Raw genomic sequence first — 18,055 nt, 5'->3', positions numbered from 1 at the left:
TTTATCCACCAGAATCCTGCGATAAAATTTTTAAGCAGAAAAGAAGTCGCCTCCATGAAATCATCCGATTTCATGGAGGCGGCTTTTCTATTTGGCAGTCCTATATTATAGAAGAAATTTCTTCATGTTCAGCGGACAAGGAATTTTTCATTGTTTGGACAAAGGTGTCGGTAATTGGGCTGGAAGCCGTATGATTCCAGGCGATGTATAAATCCATCTGTTGCTTATTGTCTTTAAGCGGCTTATAGACAATGCCGCTTTTGGGGTATTCCAGCTGGGCAGACTCAGTGACGAGCGTAACGCCGATTCCTGCGGACACCAGCGATAAAATATGGGTTACGCCTTCTGCTTCTTGTTGGATGATGGGACTCATTCCCCCCGAAAGGCAAATGGAGATGATGGTGTCATAATAGCCAGGTTCCAAGCGCCGCGGAGCCATGATAAATGGTTCGTTTTTCAAATCTTTGATGTCGATGGGTCCAGGGACGGCTGCCAGTGGATGATCTTTAGGCAATGCCGCTACAAACGGAGAGCTGTAGATAAGCTGGAAGCTGAGTGCAGGATTGATGATCGGTGGACAAATAAACCCGATGTGGATTTCGTTGTCCGCCAAAGCTTTTAGCTGATCGGTGCTTGACATCGGATGCAGCGTCACTTTGACATCAGGATATTGAGTGCGGTGGCTATGGATCAGCTGAATCAGGCTGGAATTCAAGGAGCCGGTAAATGCCACATTTAGGACTCCGGCTTTTCCGGCATGGATATTCCGTGTGTCGTCGATGCTTATTTCGACTTTGGCAAGGATTTCATAGGCTCTTGTTAAAAAATGCATTCCTGCTTTTGTCAATTCAACGGAGCGGTTGTTGCGGTTGAACAGCTTGACGTCCATTTCTTTCTCGAGCTGGATGATTTGCTGGCTGAGCGGCGGCTGGCTGATATTCAGCCGTTTCGCGGCATTGCCAAAATGCAATTCTTCAGCGACTGCGATGAAATAATGCAAATGTCTAAGTTCCATGATGAGTCCCTCCAATGTTGATTAAGACGAAAAACCTCTTAAATGGGTTTTTATATATATTAGACGAAAATCACTGAGGTTGATAGTATTTTTAAATAATTGCTTTTATTTTAAATAATCCATTATTATTAACGGTTCATGAATATAGAGGAGGAAACAAGGATGCAAGCGGTACCGCTAGTGCTGAATGAATTAGTGAAAAACAGTTTACTCAATAACGCCGGTAAAACGGCTTTGCACGTTAATGGCTCCAGTTATACCTACAATGAATTGCATAGAGACGCTAACCGGACTGCACAGGCGTTCAAGCAATACGGCATCAGCCGAAAGTCGCGTGTAGGGCTGCTGTTGCCGAATCGCTACGAGTATGTTGTCAGCGAAGTGGCGATTTACTTGGCAGGCGCCACGAAAATTCCTTTGAACAGCATGGTCAGTGAAAATGATATCCGCTATATCCTGAACGATGCCGAAGTAGAATTGCTGGTTGTGGACGAACGCTTTTTGCCAATGATCGAAAGGGTCAGAAACGGATTGCCAAAGCTGCATACGGTCGTCGTTGTTGGAACGGACAACATGGAGGAAAGAGAAGCAGTTTCTTGGGAAGTTTTTCAGGCAGCAGGGTCTGAAGAACCGATAACCGTTGCAGCGGCACCATCTGATTTTTCGTTCATTCTCTATACCGGCGGGACGACCGGTAAGCCGAAAGGTGTGGTCCATACATATGAAACTACCAGTTTGACGTTCATTTCGATCATTATCGAAGCCAATATCCAAAGCGATGAAAAAATTCTTGTGACCACGCCTTTGCCTCATGCCGCCGGTTTGTATTTGCTTTCCGGATTGATCAAAGGCGCGGAAATTTTTATCGAAGACAAATTCGACGTGGAAACGGTCATCCGGCATATTGAAGACAACCGCATCACTTATTTAAGCCTGGTGCCGACGATTCTGTACCGCATGCTCGATTATATAGAAGATAAGCAAGTGGACGTTTCGTCGATCCGCACGATTCAATACGGCACTGCACCGATTACTGCAGAGCGTTTGAAACAAGGCCTCGAAGTGTTTGGGCAAGTGTTCCTGCAGATTTACGGACTGACGGAAACGCAAAGTGCGGCGACCTGGCTGAAGAAAGAGTTTCATAGCGCTGAAGCGGATAACCGTCATTTATTGAAAAGCTGCGGACGGTCGACCATTTTCTCACAAGTCAAAGTGGTCGATGCAGCGGGACAGGAAGCTGCTCCAGGGACGGAAGGGGAAGTTGTGGTGAAGGCTTTCACCAATATGATTGGCTATCTGAATCAGCCGGAGAAGACTGCTGAAGCGTTGAAAGACGGCTGGCTCTATACCGGGGATATCGGGAAAATGGATGAACAAGGATTTCTGTATTTACTGGACAGAGCAAAAGACATGATCATCTCGGGCGGCATGAATGTCTACTGTTCTGAAGTAGAGAATGTCATCCAGGAGCATCCGGGTGTGGCACAGGCTGCTGTAATCGGTGTGCCGGATGCGGACTGGGGAGAAGCGGTAACCGCTTTTGTAACAGCAAAGAGCGGAACTTTGGAGGTTTCCGAAGTGATGGCGATCTGCAAAGCCAAGCTATCCAAATACAAATGCCCGAAAACGATTCACTTGGTTGATGCTTTGCCGCTGACGTCTTACGGGAAAATCGATAAGAAGAAACTGCGTGAACCTTATTGGGAACTGGCGGAACGGAATATTTAAGTGCGTAGGAAAGGAGCGGAGACTTTGAAGAATTATGAAACCTTGATCGTCGAAGACCGTGCACCGGTGCTTTTTGTCACGTTCAACCGGCCGGAAAAAGCGAATGCGATGAACAATCAAATGGATAAGGAATTGTCCGAATTGGTTTCAGCAGTGGGCTGTGACCAGAACTACCGCTTTATCGTTTTCACTGGAGCCGGAAAAGTTTTTTCAGCGGGTGCTGACATTAAAGAAGTGAAAAAGAATATTGAAGAAAACGCGGCTGATCCTTCCTGGATCCGAAAAGATCAAATCAACCGCCAGGAATTTTTGCGGAAATTTGATGCACTCGACCAGATTACGATTGCAGCCATTAACGGTCCGGCCTTTGGCGCAGGCATGGCGCTTGCGATGGCCTGCGATTTCCGGATCATGGCGGAAGGGGCGGCGCTGAGCTTGCCGGAAGTGGAACGCGGCATGTTCTTCTCTGGAGGCGGCACACCGCGCTTAGTCAATTTGGTAGGTGCAGCAAGAGCAAAGGAATTGATTATGCTAGGAGATGCCATTACAGCACAAGAAGCAAAAGATATCGGACTCGTAACGAAAGCTGTGCCTGCTGAAGAACTGTTTTCAGCAGTCGAAGAAATGCTGGTGAAACTGCAGAAAAAGCCGTTCGATCCGCTGCGCATCACCAAGAAGATCGTCAACGCCTCGGTTCCGAGATTCGAAAATCTATTGTATTACGAAGCGGAGCTGCAGGAAAATATGCTGCAGCACGGGGAAACACTGGAGCAGATCAATGACTTTGTCAGTCAGCCGACAAAAGCGGGCAGAAAGTGAAGGCAAGTCTTTGGAGATATGTATGAAAGAGGGGAATGGCATGAAGCTGGCTAAAGGAGCAAAAGTGGCTTTACTGTTAGGGATGGTGTTCGTGCTGTCAGCGTGCGGAGTCGGCCGGGCAGCTAACCACGACGGAGTGTACGAATTGAGTTTCAACATCCAGGTTCCGTCGACGCATAAATTCCATAAAGAAGTCGTGGAGCCGTGGGCAAAAGAAGTGGAAGAAAAGACTGACGGAAGAGTGAAGGTCAATATTTATAACAGCGGAGCCCTTGGAACTTTGAGTACGGCTTATGAAGATATTCAAGGCGCTGTTTACGATATCGGTTATGTCAGCCCAAGCCTTCATCCGGACACGGAATTGTTTCCATTATCGATCGGCGATTTGCCTTTCGGCTTATCGGCTCCTTCTGACAGCACAAAAGTGCTGACGCCATTCATCGAGACTTATATGGCGGATACGCTTGAAGATGTGGTGCCAATCGGTGTTTCCGCCACCGATTCTTATCAGCTGTACAGCAAAGAACCGGTTGAAACCGTAGAAGACGTCAAAAACCAGAAAATCATTGCTTCGGGTTATCAGCGGGTGGATTTGGTCGGATTATGGGACGCGGTGCCGGTCACTCTGGGCTTGGAAGAGATTTATACCTCGCTTGACCGCAATACCGTCAATCAGGCTACGTACACATCGATTGGTGCTGTAGGACTGAAATTGTTTGAAGTAGCGCCTTATATGACGAAAATCGATATGGGCAACACAGCACTTTTCTATTTGATGAATAAACGGACGTTTGAAGCGCTGCCTGCAGACATCCAGACACTTTTTGAAGAAGAGCTGGCGCCGTCCCTGGTCAAAATGAACAGCGACTTATACGGCGGTGCGTCGGCTGAAGCGATTAAAGTGTATGGCGACAGCGTAGCAGAAAAAGACGGCCGCGTCATCGAACCGGATGAAGAAGCGCTGGCCGAGTTCAAGAAACCGGCCAAAACCGTTTGGGAAGACTGGGTGGAAATGGCGAATGACAAAGGCTTTGACGGCAAAGAGATGATGGAGTTCTACAAAAAATCCTTGATGGAAGCGGGGCTCAGCCTGCCTTATTAACACTAAAGTGAAAGCGGGTGAAACGATGAAATATGTGGCACATCTTGTATCGTTCATAACCAATTTAGCAAAATGGATTTCATTTTCGACGTTAATCATTATGGTGCCACTGGTAACATATTTTTCCATTTCCCGCAGTCTTGGCTATCCGGTCGTCGGGGACATTGAAATCGTCCAGTTCAGTATGGTTATTCTGATTATGGGTTCTTTAGCATATACCGAAGCGACGGGCGCCCATATATCGATTAGCGTGCTTGCCGACCGCTTCCCGGCGAAAGTCCAATTGGCGCTGGATTTCATGGCTCAGTTTTTAACGATTCTATTTTGTTTTATCGTGTGCTGGGCATTTATCGTAAAAATCAATTTCGGGCAGACCTCTGATTTATTGAACCTGTCGTTTGTGCCTTTTAAAATTTTCCTGGTCATTTGTTTTATCGGCTGGGCTTTAGAGGCAATGGTGAAATTTATCCAGAATGTAGAAGATTATAAGACAGCTGTTAAAGGCAAGTAGAAAGGGGGAGGGCCATGTCGACAGAAGCGGTTGGTGTTTTAGTGGTTGCAGCTGTGTTTGTTTTAATGTTTTTGCGTGTTCCGATCGCCATCGCAATGGTCATTCCCGCAAGTTTGGCCATCATTTTCCTGAGAGGCTGGGATACGCTGGCATCGGTGATCCATAGTGTGGTATGGACCCAAAGCTATCATTATACCTTGAGCACGATTCCGTTATTTGTATTGATGGGGCAATTGCTGTTTGCTTCCGGGGTAACCGATGATTTGTTCAAGACATTCAAGAATTGGTTCGGGAACTTAAAAGGCGGATTGGGAATTGCGACCATTGGGGCTTCGGCCATGTTTGCGACAGCTTCCGGTTCCAGTGTAGCCACTACCGGAACGATGGGCGTCATTGCGACAAAAGAAATGCTGAAAGGCGGCTACAGCAAAAGCCTGACGGGCGGTTCGATTGTCGCAGGCGGGGCGCTTGGCATTCTGATCCCGCCGAGTACGACGTTCATCATTTACGGGATGCTGACTGAGCAGTCGGTCGGGAAACTGCTGACAGCCGGCATCATTCCGGGCATCATCTTGACATTATTTTTCATGCTGACCATTTATATTTGCATATTGATCAAGCCCACGATGGTAACAGCTGCAGCTCCGGAATACGTGAGCTGGAAAGAGCGTTTTACTTCCTTAAGCTCGAATATCTGGATTCTGCTTTTGTTCCTACTGGTGATGGGCGGTATTTATCTAGGGTTCTTCACCGCTACTGAATCAGCAGGCGTCGGCGCGTTCGGAGCCTTCCTGATCGGCTTGATCCGCCGCCGTTTGAACATGAAGAATTTTACGGAAGCCTTGCTCGGAACTTTAAAGACCACCGGATTTCTGTTCGCGATCATTCTCGGCGCTTTCATCCTGAATTATATCCTGGTGCTGACGCGGGTGCCGAATTTGCTGGCGGATTTCCTGCTGACAGCCGATTTGTCCGCGACGATGATTTTCGTGCTGATCATTTGCCTGTTTATCGTCCTTGGGGCCATTATGGATTCGCTGGCGATGATGGTGGTCACGATTCCGATATTAATGCCTATTCTGGAATTGCTGAATTTCGACTTGATCTGGTTCGGCGTCATGATTGTTTTGGTGGTGGAAATCGCTTTGATCTCACCGCCAATCGGGATGAACGTCTTTGTCTTAAAAGGGGTCACCGATGAACTGGAAATCACCGATATTTTCAAAGGCGCCACGATCTTTATCGTGCCGATCCTGGCAGTTGTGGTCCTGCTGTACATCTTCCCGGATATTGCCTTGTTCCTGCCGAATACGATGGACTAACCAAAAATAGAATGGAGTAGATAAAAATGACTATTAACACTACTGACAATAAAAGCTTGTACGAGAAAAAGAATTTTAGCCGCCTTCCTGAGTTCGGGAAACTGGCTCCGGAAGCCTTTAAAGCCTTTGTCCAATTTGATGTGGCTGCACTTCAGGAAAATGAATTGTCCGCTAAGCTGAAAGAATTGATCGCCGTGGCCGTAGCGCATGTAACGGGATGCCCGTACTGCATCGACTTGCATGTCAAAAATGCGAAAAAGCTCCATATGACAAAAGAAGAAATGGCTGAAACGATAATGGTGGCGACGGCTTTAAAAGCGGGATCTGCCATGGCACACGGCGTCAACGCGCTCAATGCCTATGATGAAAACCCGGATGAAGAACTGTACAAAGAAGTGTATTTCAGCCGCTTGGCAGAATTCTCGAAATTGAACGGCGAAGCGTTCAGCGCATTTGTCAATTTCGATACCTTGTCGCTGAAAGACGGCTTATTGTCAGCTAAAGAAAAAGAACTGATTGCTGTGGCGGTTGCCCATACAACCGGCTGCCCTTACTGCATTTCCCTTCATGTCAAAGCAGCGAAGAAAAAAGGCGCAACGAAAGAAGAAGTGGCAGAATCCATTTTTGTCGCGACAGCGCTAAAAGCCGGCTCGGCACTTGCGCATGGCGTTAATGCCTTGAATGCTTTTGATGAGGAATGATGGTGCTGCTATCTAGCAGTAAAACGTAATCCAACGAAATAATTTAAAAAAGCGGTCTTTCACAGAGTTAATGAGTTCTCTGGAAGGCCGCTTTTTGAGATTTGTTGCCTATTTTATGAAAAGAAGTAATTTGTTTTACTCCTCCCTTAAACTAAAAAGAAAATTTTAAAGTGTTACATTCATATGAAATATTGTTATAAAAAGTTATTTTAAGTTGTATCATGTTATAATTTTTACAGCATATGTAAAAAAATGAGCCGTAAAAAAAGATTAACTACAGACAGAAGGTTAGGAGATGCAGACTATGCTAGTGAAAAAAGCGATTATACCGGCTGCCGGACTTGGAACACGTTTCCTTCCGGCGACGAAGGCCATGCCGAAAGAAATGCTGCCGATTGTGGACAAGCCGACTATCCAATACATCATCGAAGAGGCGATCGCCTCGGGGATTGAAGATATCATCATCGTCACCGGTAAAGGCAAGCGTTCGATTGAGGATCATTTCGATCATGCTTTCGAGCTGGAAACTGCGCTGCGCGAAAAAGGGAAGCTCGATATGCTTGATTCGGTCCTCCAAACGTCCAAAGTTGAAATTCACTACATCCGTCAAAAGCAGCCGCTCGGACTGGGGCATGCCATCTGGTCGGCCCGCAAGTTCATTGGTAGTGAACCATTTGCGGTGCTGCTCGGCGACGACATCGTCGAGAACGACGAGCCATGCCTGGCGCAGCTGATGACCCAATATGAGCAGACCGGCCACAGCATCATCGGCGTTCAACAGGTTGAGCCGAAAGATACCCACCGCTACGGCATCATCGATCCAATTTCGGTGGACGGTAAGCTGATCACTGTGGACCACTTCGTGGAGAAGCCGGAATCCGGGGCTGCACCGTCCAATTACGCCATCATGGGCCGCTATATTTTGACGCCGGAGATCTTTGATTTCCTCGGCGAGCATCACTTCGGAGCAGGAGGGGAGATCCAATTGACCGATGCCATCCAGCAGCTGAATGAAGTGCAACCAGTCTATGCCTATGAGTTTGACGGCCGCCGTTTTGATGTGGGGGAGAAGTACGGTTTCATTGAAACAACGATAGAGTTCGCTTTAAAGCGACCGGAATTACGGGAACCGCTGCTAGAGCTATTTGAGAAGAAGCTTCAGGAGTCTTATTCGAGCAAAAAGTAAAACCTTGGTCTCTTATGATCAGTTCTCTTTCTGTAAGTGGAGAAAACAAAACAGCCCATTCAAAGTATATTACTTGAACTTGAATGGGCTGTTTTTCTTATTATACTATTCACCTAATTTAATAAGCACAGTATTGCCGACCACCTTAACGGAATTGGCAGCAGGCCAAACTTCCATCTCATCATATAAGTCGCTTTTGATCAATTTCTGTCTTTCTTCTTCTGAAATCATTTTGAGGGAGATGCCAAAATATTCTTTCAGCATGGCATTGTAATGGTAGGGTGCAACTAAAAATCTTGATCCAAGTGAACCTGTCATTTTAGGAATGTTTTCCGGGACTAGAGTGTCGCTAATGTTTGAGTCCAACGATATTCTCCCTAAAAAGGCGAATCTCGATTCTTGAGTAACTCCTTCAGTTGTTTCAATTCTGTCAAGTATCCGGTTTAATAAAGCATACGATCTTTCATACTTTAAATTTGCATTGAAATATGAAATATTGGCTATAACTGCGAAGTTGAATACGATGAGTAAAGTAAGCAAAACCGTGCTCCAGGAAAGAATGATAGAGCTTATATTTGGCTTCGAAAAATTGTCGTAGAAAACTACCGGAAGCAAGTAAAAGCTTAATAAGGAAAGGACCATCAGCATATGATAAATTACATTAGAAGAAACGAAGTACAAACAATAAGCTAGTAAAGGCAAACTTAAAAGCAGCAGAATGGCTGTCACAAGATTCGGTAAATGAGAATAAATTTTGTTTTGAAAGATAAACCAGAAGAAACCGATAATGATTAAGATGAAAACAAAAACATTAAGTACTTCAAATAAATTAAAAGGAACATCTGTTGCAAATCCGCGGAAAAAAAACTCATTAAAACTTTCACGGATTAAGGTGAAACGTTCTGATATTGTAGCTGAACTGCTTCCAATTTTGTTTAAGCCTTGATAATCAGAGATTTCCCCAGCAAAGAAATTAGTATACAATTTAAACGTGATTGCGTACAACGCCATCGCTATCGTTGTTAAAGCGAAAAAACGTCCCATATAAACGGTAAGCCTGTTAAAAGGAATTCTATGGCAAAGAATTTCACTGATTAAAAATATTGCAATTAAAGTTAAAAGTAGTGGAAGGTTGGCTTGATAAACTCCGACTCCCATATAAAAAAGCAAAGCTCCAGGAATAAAGCCATATTTATATTTTTTAGTGACTACTAAAGCAAGAGCTGTCAGCAAAAAACCAAACATATAACCATCAGCCGTAAACATATAAGAAAATGTCGATGAAATGGTCGGGAAAGTTACAAGCAACCCGGCGGTCAATACAATGGAAATCTTTTTCTTTAAGTTAAGAAATATAGTAAGAGCAACAGCAGTCAAAGCTAAATACAAGATTGAAAGAGATCCATTGATCCAGGGTAAATCAAAAAACGAACTAATGCCGCTGAATGGACTCAAAAAGAAGCGGCCTAATGAAAATTTCTCTTGAGTGGCATATCCATTAACCAATCCATCATGATTGGGTAAAGTGTTTGTAAATATGTACATATGAGTCAGGAAGCCAAAAATCAATGAGCTAATGAAAGCTACTTTCCACTGTGGTTTTATAGCATGCAGCCATTTGGCCATAAGTTGTTCTGGCATTATTTTCTCCTCTTCAAAATTATTTTAAATTATGGTAGACCTTGCTTAAAGCAAAATTAGAAACATGAGATTAACAATAGGTTAGTATAATAGTACATAATTACAGAAACGATGAAGATTCCCAACTTTTGAGTTGTTGTTCGCCGATCAGGATTCTCTGATTCATAAACTTAGATAAGTTTTTCAAAATGAAAACCTTTGACATCGCTCGAACATGATTAGAATCTCTTAGTCCTGGCAACAAGATTTTTTATAAACCTATGGAATTATATCATAACAAAGAATATTATGGAAGAATAATGACATAATATAACATAATAAAGAAAAAAAGTTAAAATTTGTGTTATAATGAGTATTAATGCTGCACATTTTGAAAGTAGGTGAAGAACATTAACAAACTGATTACCATTCTTATCCCCGCATACAATGAAGAAGAAGTGCTTCCTGCTCTTCTCAAACGCTTAAAAGATGTTACGGCAGAATTGCCTAAATATGATTTTGAATTTTTATTTGTTAATGACGGGAGTTCCGATCGAACACTCGAAATGCTGAAAGAATTATCCTTAGTATATGAAGAAATCTCTTACATAAATCTTTCGAGGAATTTTGGCAAGGAAGTCGCCATGTTGGCTGGATTTGACCATGTGAACGGAGATGCAATGATTGTCATCGATGCGGATTTGCAAGATCCTCCTGAACTTATTCCACAAATGATTTATTACTGGGAAAAAGGTTATGACGACGTTTTCGCCAAAAGAAATACAAGAGCGGGCGAGACATGGTTTAAGAAATGGTCTTCCAACTCTTATTATAAAATTCTAGAAAAGGTATCGAACATCCCTATTCAAAATAACACGGGTGATTTTCGGCTATTGGATCGGAAATGCATTGAAGCTTTAAAGCAAATGCGTGAATCCCAGCGCTATACTAAAGGAATGTTCAGTTGGATCGGTTTTAATAAAAAAGAACTTTTGTTTGACCGGGAACCGAGGGCAGCCGGTACGACGAAATGGAATTACTCGAAGCTTTTTAACTTAGCGGTAGAAGGGATTACATCCTCTTCAGTAGCTCCTTTGCGGATCTCTTCGTTTTTAGGAATCATCATTTCCGCTTGCGCACTGCTTTTCATGTTATTCATTTTTGTCCGGACCTTAGTATTCGGAAACCCTGTGCCAGGTTATCCTTCGTTGATGACGGTTATTCTGTTTTTAGGCGGAATCCAGCTAGTTTCCTTAGGCATCATTGGCGAATACTTGGGGAAAATTTTCAATGAGACTAAAGAGCGGCCGGTTTATTTGGTCAGTGAATATTATTCGCCGGTTGCATTAAGAAAAAATAAGCAGTATGAGAACGTCCATTAAGGGTAAAACAATAAAATCCACGTCATTGAACTTAAAGTTCAATGACGTGGATTTTTTGTCTGGCGGTGTGATTTCAAACCTTAATACGGATTAAATAAATAAGGATCACAGCTGCTGGCCGATCCATCATTATAACCAAGCATGAACGCTTCTGTTCGTTCCTGTGGCGTGCCGTGTGTCGGGTTCAGTACTGAAGGGTCCTGGCCAATGTCGGCTAACGTCCTCATAGCTTCCTCGATGTCCGCTGTTTCGAGGAGACCGCGATGGTAGACGGAGTTTGCCCAGACACCGGCCAAGCAATCCGCGTTCAGTTCAAGGCTTCTGGAAGTCGCTAAAGGCTCTTCATCTTCGTATATCGGCAGCCAGCCCAACTCTGTCTGCAAATTATGCGCATATTCATGGGCCACGATAAAGGCTACTGAAAAGTCGCCTGCACTGTAGTCGCTCGATGGATCGGAATTGGTTTTATATGTGCCTTCCCAGATTTGTCTGGCCATTTCCTGAGTGACGACAATTTGGTCATCAAATCCGCAATAGAAGGCTTGGGCAGGGTTTTCCAAGTCACCTTCAAAAGCGCAATTGGTATTCACCGGTTCCCCAGGAGCCGGGAACGAGTAATTGGCAAAAGGATCTGCATGGCCAGCGCCAATCATGATCGGTGACCAAAACGCATCCACATCATTCACCAAATAGACCAGGTAATCGTACATCGAATGGTCCGCAGGCAGGTCCGTTTGATAGTCGGGTGCAGGCATTACTCCCGGAGACAGGCTATACGGCTGTGAAGCGAAAGATAATTGAGTTGCTGAAACATGAATTACCGGATTTTGAAAATTCCCGAAGCCCGCCAATATAATTGTCAACAATGCAGCAACCAGCAGTTTTGAAGTTTTTTTCTTCATGGTCAGCATCTCCTGTCTATTGGAATGAAAAATCGAATATAGCTCGGGATTTGTTCAGCTCAGCAGGTAGCTGATATTAGTAATTTATAAAATGTACGTTTCTTTCAGTGGCAAGTTTTATTACAGTTTATTTCAAAAATTACTGTTATCAGAATATTCTAAAATATACTATGATTTTATCATATTTATGTTAAAATGATAGTAAGTTATTATAATTATTTTATGATGATACATAAGGATTATGTGGTTGGAACACTAGTAGGTGATTCAGGTTAGTAGATGTAATTTCAAAAAGGAGAATGCCTATGTTGAAAAGAACAACTGGTTTTTTCTTTTGTTGGGTTTAGAGCTGTCTGGGATTTTTGGGAGGCAAGCTATTACCGGCAGCGACTGTGCCGAAACTCAAGGAGTGGCTCATAATGGAGCAGCATCTAAGAAAGATCCTCGCCTTTCTCTTAATTCCATTGATTGTGATAAGTTGGCAACTAATGGCAACGGCAGAAGTAGCTGTTGAATCGCCAACTTCTTATGCGGTGACGCCAGATGATTCCCAGTTGGAAACGAATATTACACGGGCTGAAGCGTCTAAAATGTTCGCCATGGCATTAAAGTTGCCGATTCCGGCGACGGAAACCGTTTATAACGACGTCCGAGCAACCCATTGGGCGAAAGATTATATTGCAGCAGCCTCCAAAGCAGGATTATTCGATGGTTATCCGGATGGGACATTCAAACCTGAGGAAACTCTTACTCATGAAGAACTTGCGCAAATCCTGATTATGGCTTTAGAGCTGCAGAAAAATGAAGACAACCAATTCGCTGAAGTTACTGCTGTTAGGGAATAATTTTTAAGCTGTGGATAAGGCTACATTGATGCTATTCAATGAAACAACCGCTCTCAACGAAATCCTAGGATTTCGTTGAGAGCGGTTGCTGTTTTTCAGGCTATTCATTTATGATGGAATGGCTAAGTCGTATGGTTGATTTGTAGCAAGGAGGTACTGGCATGTCCAATGCAATGATTTTTCGAAACCATCTCAAAGAATCAGGAATTCAAGTGAAAGAGGAAACGGAAGAAACTGGAGAAGTCTTTTTTACGATTGTGGGTACTTTGGCAATTGGTTCTCCAGTCATATTCGAAGTGATGATCTTTGAGGACGAACACGTTATCGACATAAGAGCTATTGATTTCATTAACGTTTCGAGCCTTTTAAAAAGAGCAGGTCTTCATCAATTATTGAACAAGCTGAACATCTATTGCCGCTACGTTAAGTTGACAGAAAAAGAAGGCCGTGTCACGGCTGTTTATTCGCTGCCTTACAGTGAAAAAGAGATTGATCCGGGTGCGGTGTTGGAGATGATTTCGCTTATGAAGCAGACCATTGACGGGATTATCCCGGAATTTTATGAGTTGTAGCGGATTGAAAATTAACTTGTTGACTGAGAGTCCATAATAAATAAATCTTCATCTCTAAGGGCTGTAGCTCTAAGGGGTGAATTTTTTGTATGTTCATCAACTTGAATAGTAAGAATTTTTAAACTAAGATTGAATCAGCACCTATAAACAAAGGGGAGATTAATAAATGAAACAGTATGAGACAACATGGAACTTGGACTCAATTTTCAAAGGAGGCAGCACGTCTCAGGAATTGAAGATATACATAGCGAAATTCGAAGCCAATTTGAAGGAATTGGCCGAGCTGGTGGATAGTCTCAGCCCGCCAAGCGGATCGGAACAAACAGGAGAGCTGTCTTTGCTTCTTGAGCTATTGGACAGCACAACGAAACAACTGCGGGAAATCGGAGCTTTCACAAGTTGCCTGACTGCACAGGATATCAATGACCATGAAGCAAAAATACTTTCCGGAAAACGGAGTGAACTGGGGGCTGCTTTTGCTTCGGTATTGGCAAAGTTGGACCAGAAGTTTCTCCAAATAGAAGACGCAGTGTGGCAAGGTTTACTTGAACAGCCGAGTTTGGAACCAGTGACGTTTGCGCTGAATGAACGGCGAGTGCAAGCCAAGGAAAAGCTTCCGCTCGAGCAGGAAGTCCTGATCAATGATTTATCGGTCAACGGTTATGCGGCTTGGAATCAGCTGTACAACAGCCTTGTCGGGAAAATGAGCATCGAACATATGGAAAACGGCAAGATTAAAAAATTGTCGATGGGCCAGGCGGCGAACCGCATGAGCACACCCAACCGAGAAGCCCGCCAAGAAGTATTCGAAAAAATAAGCAGCGCCTGGCAGGAAGAAGCGGAGCTCTTCAGCGAAACTTTGAACAACTTGGCTGGATTCCGGCTGCAGACTTACAAGCACCGGAGATGGGACAATGTATTGAAAGAGCCGCTGGAACTGAACCGCATGAGCGAAAAAACCTTGAATGCCATGTGGGGAACAATCACCGAGCATAAAGCACCTTTTGTTTCTTATTTGCGGCGGAAAGCGCAGCTACTTGGCGTTGAAAAGCTGGAATGGCATGATTTGAATGCACCGCTGACCAAATCCATGCAAAAAGTCAGCTTTGATGAAGCTGCGGCTTTTATTCTGGAGCAGTTCGAGCGGTTCAGCCCCCAAATGGCCGAGTTTTCCAGAGGCGCATTTGAAAAACGCTGGATTGAAGCGGAAGACCGCCCAGGAAAGCGTCCCGGCGGATTTTGCACAAGTTTTCCAGACAGTGAACAGACCCGCATTTTTATGACGTTTTCCGGGTCCGCCACGAATATTTCGACGCTTGCTCATGAACTCGGGCATGCCTATCATCAGCATGTCATGAATGATACGGAAGCATTGAATCAGCGCTACGCCATGAACGTCGCCGAAACTGCTTCCACTTTCGCAGAAATGGTCGTGTCCGATGCTGCAGTGAAAAATGCTTCTTCTAATGAAGAAAAAATTGCGTTGCTGGAAGACAAGATCAAGAGAAGCATTGCGTTTTTCATGAATATCCATTCCCGTTTCCTGTTCGAAACGCGCTTTTATGAAGAACGGAAAAAAGGGGCAGTTTCGGTGGAACGCTTAAATCAACTTGCATTGGAGGCGCAGCAGGAAGCCTACGGTGGCGAACTTGCCAGCTATAATCCGACTTTCTGGGCTTCGACTTTGCATTTCCACATTACGGGCGTGCCGTTCTACAACTTCCCGTATACATTCGGCTATTTGTTCAGTCAAGGGATTTATGCCAAAGCGCTGGAAACTGAAGGCGGTTTCGAAGAATCCTATAATGCGCTGTTGAGGGATACCGGCCGCATGACAGTCGAACAGCTGGCACAAAAGCATTTGGGAGTTGATTTGGAACAGACTGGATTCTGGGAAGATGCGATTGCGGTTTGTGTGAAAGATGTGGAGGAGTTTTTGGAGTTGACGGAAGTGGTTGTCGGGTAAGAGGGATTTGCGTTGTTTTTGCTTGGCATGGTTTTATATCGGTGTTTGGTGAACGTCGATAGAAAGTTTGAAAACACCGATAGAAAGCTGAGAAACGTCGATAAGAATTGGAGAAACACCGATAAAAACCTAAAGAACAGCGATAGAACCTGTCCGAAACGTCGATAAAGGTTTTTTTGCTTAAGCAAAAAGCGCTCTGGTTTAAAGGGGCCTTCGCCCTGGCGGAGGGCTTTCCAATAGTATCTGTTGATCTCCATGGACTGCTTATTACAGAAACACCGATAGAAATCGGAGAAACGTCGATAGAAAACTTAGAAACACCGATAGGAAATCGAGAAACACCGATTGCAAACAAAAAAACGTCGATAAAAATTCAGGCTAATTGGTTTTGAAGAGACAAAAGTATTTTGGTTTAGGAAAGGGGCATAAGGATGAAGGTTCTGGAACTTGAAAACGTGACAAGAAGGCGAGAAGGGAAAACGGTGCTGAATAATGTCAACTGGCAAGTGGAACGCGGAGAGCACTGGGTACTTTACGGCTTGAACGGTGCCGGCAAGACTTCGCTGCTTGATATGATCAATGCTTACTTTTTTCCGACAACTGGCAAAGTGAGCGTCCTCGGCCTGGAGTTTGGGAAAACCTATCTTTCCGAGAAACTGCGCAAGCAGATCGGTTTTGTTTCTTCGTCGCTTCAGCAGAAAATAAGCCCATATGACAACGCCTATGAAGTGGTGCTGAGCGGAGCTTATGCTTCTATCGGATTATATGAAGAGACGACAGAAGAGATTGACCAAAAAGGAGTAGAAATCCTGAAGGAACTGGGCTGCCTTGACTATGCGAACCGGAGTTATGAAACCTTGTCACATGGTGAGCGGCAGCGGGTCTTGATTGGCCGTGCGCTGATGGGAGAGCCATCGCTTTTGGTGCTGGATGAACCGACGAATGGGCTGGATTTTATTGCCCGGGAAGAGCTGCTCGAGGCCATTGAACGGATCGCGCAAAAGCCGGATGCTCCGACCATCATTTATGTGACTCACCATATTGAGGAAATCCTGCCGGAATTCAATAAAACCTTGTTATTGAAAGACGGGGAAGTGTTTGCTTCCGGCAATACGGAAGAAATGATAACGAGCGAACAGCTTTCCGAGTTTTTCGAAATTCCGGTTGAAGTGAATTGGAATCAAGGCCGGCCACTGCTTTCGAAAGTGAAAATTTAAAAACGAGAACCCGGCTCTAGTCCGCTTTGTTTGATGGCGGTCTTGGCCGGGGTCTTTTTTATATTTCTTTCGTAACTGGATATTCAGCGAGCTTGATATCGTTTTTGATGAAAATATCAGCGATTGCGTGGCGGATGCGGCTTTCCAGCTGTTCTTTCATCTCGACATCAACGACACGGACTTCGACGACGAAGTCGAGCGAAGAGTCCCGAAAGTTGATAAAGCGGACGTCCGGCGGCTCATTGGGAATGCCAGGCACAAACTGCATCTCTGCTACTGCCGCTTCCAAGAGCAGGTGCTCGACTTTTTCAGTGTCATTGCCATAGGCCACGCTGACGACTACACGGGCAAAAAGCTTTGCGCTGGAACGGTTTTTGACGATCTGTTCGATAAAGTACTGATTGGGTACAATGAGCGTGCCGTTTTTTAAAGTTTCAATGACAGTGGAGCGGAGCGTGATTTTTGTAATCTGGCCGATATTCTTATCAATTTCCACCAGTTCGCCTACTTTCATCGGCCGTTCAAAAAGAATGATGATCCCTGAAACAAAGTTTGCGGCGATGTTCCGTATACCAAAACCGATCCCGATTCCAAGCACGCTGAAGATGACGCCGAGCGCTGACAGGTCGAGGCCGACTGTCGTAAACCCAAGAGCCAATGCAATGAACATGACAATGTAATAGAGGAGCCGGTTGATGGTATAGCCCGTGGTGGCATCTACATCAAATTGCACGTAGAAAAAAGGCATCACATACCGGTTCAATGCTCTTACCAGGCGGCCGGCAAAGCTGACAGCTATAGCGACGACCACTATTAGGAACACCGACACTTGTATGCCATCCGTTTCATAAAACGGATAAAATAGCCATTGTTCTTCTGAAAAATAAAACAGGAAAAAAAAGATTGCTCCGTAGATAGCGAGCCAGTTCAATAGATCTTCAACGAACGGAAATATCCGCTCTTTAAAGCGTTTGGATGTAAAAGACTTTTGCAGAAGGAACACCAGGAAGGTCCTTAAGGCGAAAATTAAGGAGAGGTAAATGAAAAACATAAGAAAATCTATCAAAGAAAGTGTCTTTAAAAACTCGATGCCATCGAATAATTGGGTATTGTCCATGTTGATTCCCCATTTCAATGAACGGTATTACTATAAATTTTCCCCTTGTA

General features: G+C 44.4%; 16 protein-coding genes. 12 read left to right on the top strand and 4 right to left on the bottom strand.

Annotated features, from left to right (window positions below):
• Positions 1-100 precede the first annotated feature (100 nt).
• The gene (locus tag QWY16_RS14910) at positions 101-1,015 is read right to left on the bottom strand and encodes a LysR family transcriptional regulator (RefSeq protein WP_300990014.1); all 915 of its coding nucleotides are present in this window, start codon (positions 1,013-1,015) and stop codon (positions 101-103) included.
• 162 nt (positions 1,016-1,177) lie between these two features.
• Between QWY16_RS14910 and QWY16_RS14905 the strand changes: the two genes are divergently transcribed.
• The 7 genes from QWY16_RS14905 (at position 1,178) to galU (ending at position 8,384) form a co-directional block, all read left to right on the top strand.
• Positions 1,178-2,743 carry an AMP-binding protein gene (locus tag QWY16_RS14905; protein WP_300990013.1) on the top strand — a complete coding sequence of 522 codons (1,566 nt, stop codon included), beginning with the start codon at positions 1,178-1,180 and terminating at the stop codon, positions 2,741-2,743.
• A 24-nt stretch (positions 2,744-2,767) separates the two neighbouring features.
• Positions 2,768-3,562 carry an enoyl-CoA hydratase/isomerase family protein gene (locus tag QWY16_RS14900; protein WP_300990012.1) on the top strand — a complete coding sequence of 265 codons (795 nt, stop codon included), beginning with the start codon at positions 2,768-2,770 and terminating at the stop codon, positions 3,560-3,562.
• A gap of 40 nt (positions 3,563-3,602) precedes the next feature.
• The gene (gene dctP / locus QWY16_RS14895) at positions 3,603-4,664 is read left to right on the top strand and encodes a TRAP transporter substrate-binding protein DctP (RefSeq protein ID WP_300990011.1); all 1,062 of its coding nucleotides are present in this window, start codon (positions 3,603-3,605) and stop codon (positions 4,662-4,664) included.
• A gap of 25 nt (positions 4,665-4,689) precedes the next feature.
• Positions 4,690-5,175 carry a TRAP transporter small permease gene (locus QWY16_RS14890; protein WP_300990010.1) on the top strand — a complete coding sequence of 162 codons (486 nt, stop codon included), beginning with the start codon at positions 4,690-4,692 and terminating at the stop codon, positions 5,173-5,175.
• A 14-nt stretch (positions 5,176-5,189) separates the two neighbouring features.
• Complete coding sequence (locus QWY16_RS14885; RefSeq protein WP_300990009.1) at positions 5,190-6,497, top strand: TRAP transporter large permease; 1,308 nt, start codon at positions 5,190-5,192, stop codon at positions 6,495-6,497.
• A 26-nt stretch (positions 6,498-6,523) separates the two neighbouring features.
• Positions 6,524-7,198, top strand: a complete 675-nt coding sequence (locus QWY16_RS14880; protein WP_300990008.1) for a carboxymuconolactone decarboxylase family protein — start codon at positions 6,524-6,526, stop codon at positions 7,196-7,198.
• Positions 7,199-7,502: 304 nt separating this feature from the next.
• Entirely contained in the window at positions 7,503-8,384 is an 882-nt protein-coding gene (gene galU / locus QWY16_RS14875) for a UTP--glucose-1-phosphate uridylyltransferase GalU (protein ID WP_300990007.1), read from the top strand.
• Between the two features lie 105 nt (positions 8,385-8,489).
• Here galU and QWY16_RS14870 read toward each other — a convergent pair whose 3' ends face one another.
• The gene (locus tag QWY16_RS14870; protein WP_300990006.1) at positions 8,490-10,025 is read right to left on the bottom strand and encodes a glucosyltransferase domain-containing protein; all 1,536 of its coding nucleotides are present in this window, start codon (positions 10,023-10,025) and stop codon (positions 8,490-8,492) included.
• Between the two features lie 380 nt (positions 10,026-10,405).
• Here QWY16_RS14870 and QWY16_RS14865 point away from each other — a divergent pair, with 380 nt between their 5' ends.
• Entirely contained in the window at positions 10,406-11,386 is a 981-nt protein-coding gene (locus tag QWY16_RS14865) for a glycosyltransferase family 2 protein (protein WP_300990005.1), read from the top strand.
• Positions 11,387-11,466: 80 nt separating this feature from the next.
• Here the strand turns inward: QWY16_RS14865 and QWY16_RS14860 are convergent, their stop codons facing one another.
• A complete protein-coding gene (locus QWY16_RS14860) occupies positions 11,467-12,288 on the bottom strand; it encodes a neutral zinc metallopeptidase (RefSeq protein WP_300990004.1) in 822 nt (273 codons plus the stop codon).
• A gap of 419 nt (positions 12,289-12,707) precedes the next feature.
• On the opposite strand from QWY16_RS14860, the gene QWY16_RS14855 reads away from it, so the two are divergent.
• The 4 genes from QWY16_RS14855 (at position 12,708) to QWY16_RS14840 (ending at position 16,888) form a co-directional block, all read left to right on the top strand.
• On the top strand, positions 12,708-13,133 hold the full coding sequence (locus tag QWY16_RS14855; protein ID WP_300990002.1) for an S-layer homology domain-containing protein: 426 nt from the start codon (positions 12,708-12,710) through the stop codon (positions 13,131-13,133).
• Positions 13,134-13,294: 161 nt separating this feature from the next.
• Positions 13,295-13,705: a YbjN domain-containing protein gene (locus QWY16_RS14850; protein WP_300990001.1), complete on the top strand. Its 411-nt coding sequence runs from the start codon at positions 13,295-13,297 to the stop codon at positions 13,703-13,705.
• A gap of 166 nt (positions 13,706-13,871) precedes the next feature.
• A complete protein-coding gene (locus QWY16_RS14845; RefSeq protein ID WP_300990000.1) occupies positions 13,872-15,671 on the top strand; it encodes a M3 family oligoendopeptidase in 1,800 nt (599 codons plus the stop codon).
• Positions 15,672-16,102: 431 nt separating this feature from the next.
• Positions 16,103-16,888 (top strand): ABC transporter ATP-binding protein, encoded by a 786-nt coding sequence (locus tag QWY16_RS14840; RefSeq protein ID WP_300989999.1) that lies wholly within the window; start codon positions 16,103-16,105, stop codon positions 16,886-16,888.
• A 58-nt stretch (positions 16,889-16,946) separates the two neighbouring features.
• On the opposite strand, the gene QWY16_RS14835 is transcribed toward QWY16_RS14840, so the two are convergent.
• Complete coding sequence (locus QWY16_RS14835) at positions 16,947-18,005, bottom strand: mechanosensitive ion channel family protein (RefSeq protein WP_300989998.1); 1,059 nt, start codon at positions 18,003-18,005, stop codon at positions 16,947-16,949.
• Positions 18,006-18,055 lie beyond the last annotated feature (50 nt).

The sequence above is a fragment of the Planococcus shenhongbingii genome, from assembly GCF_030413635.1.
GTDB lineage: Bacteria > Bacillota > Bacilli > Bacillales_A > Planococcaceae > Planococcus > Planococcus shenhongbingii.
Note: the sequence above shows the minus strand (reverse complement) of the source record. Positions and strands in the feature narration are given on the sequence as shown.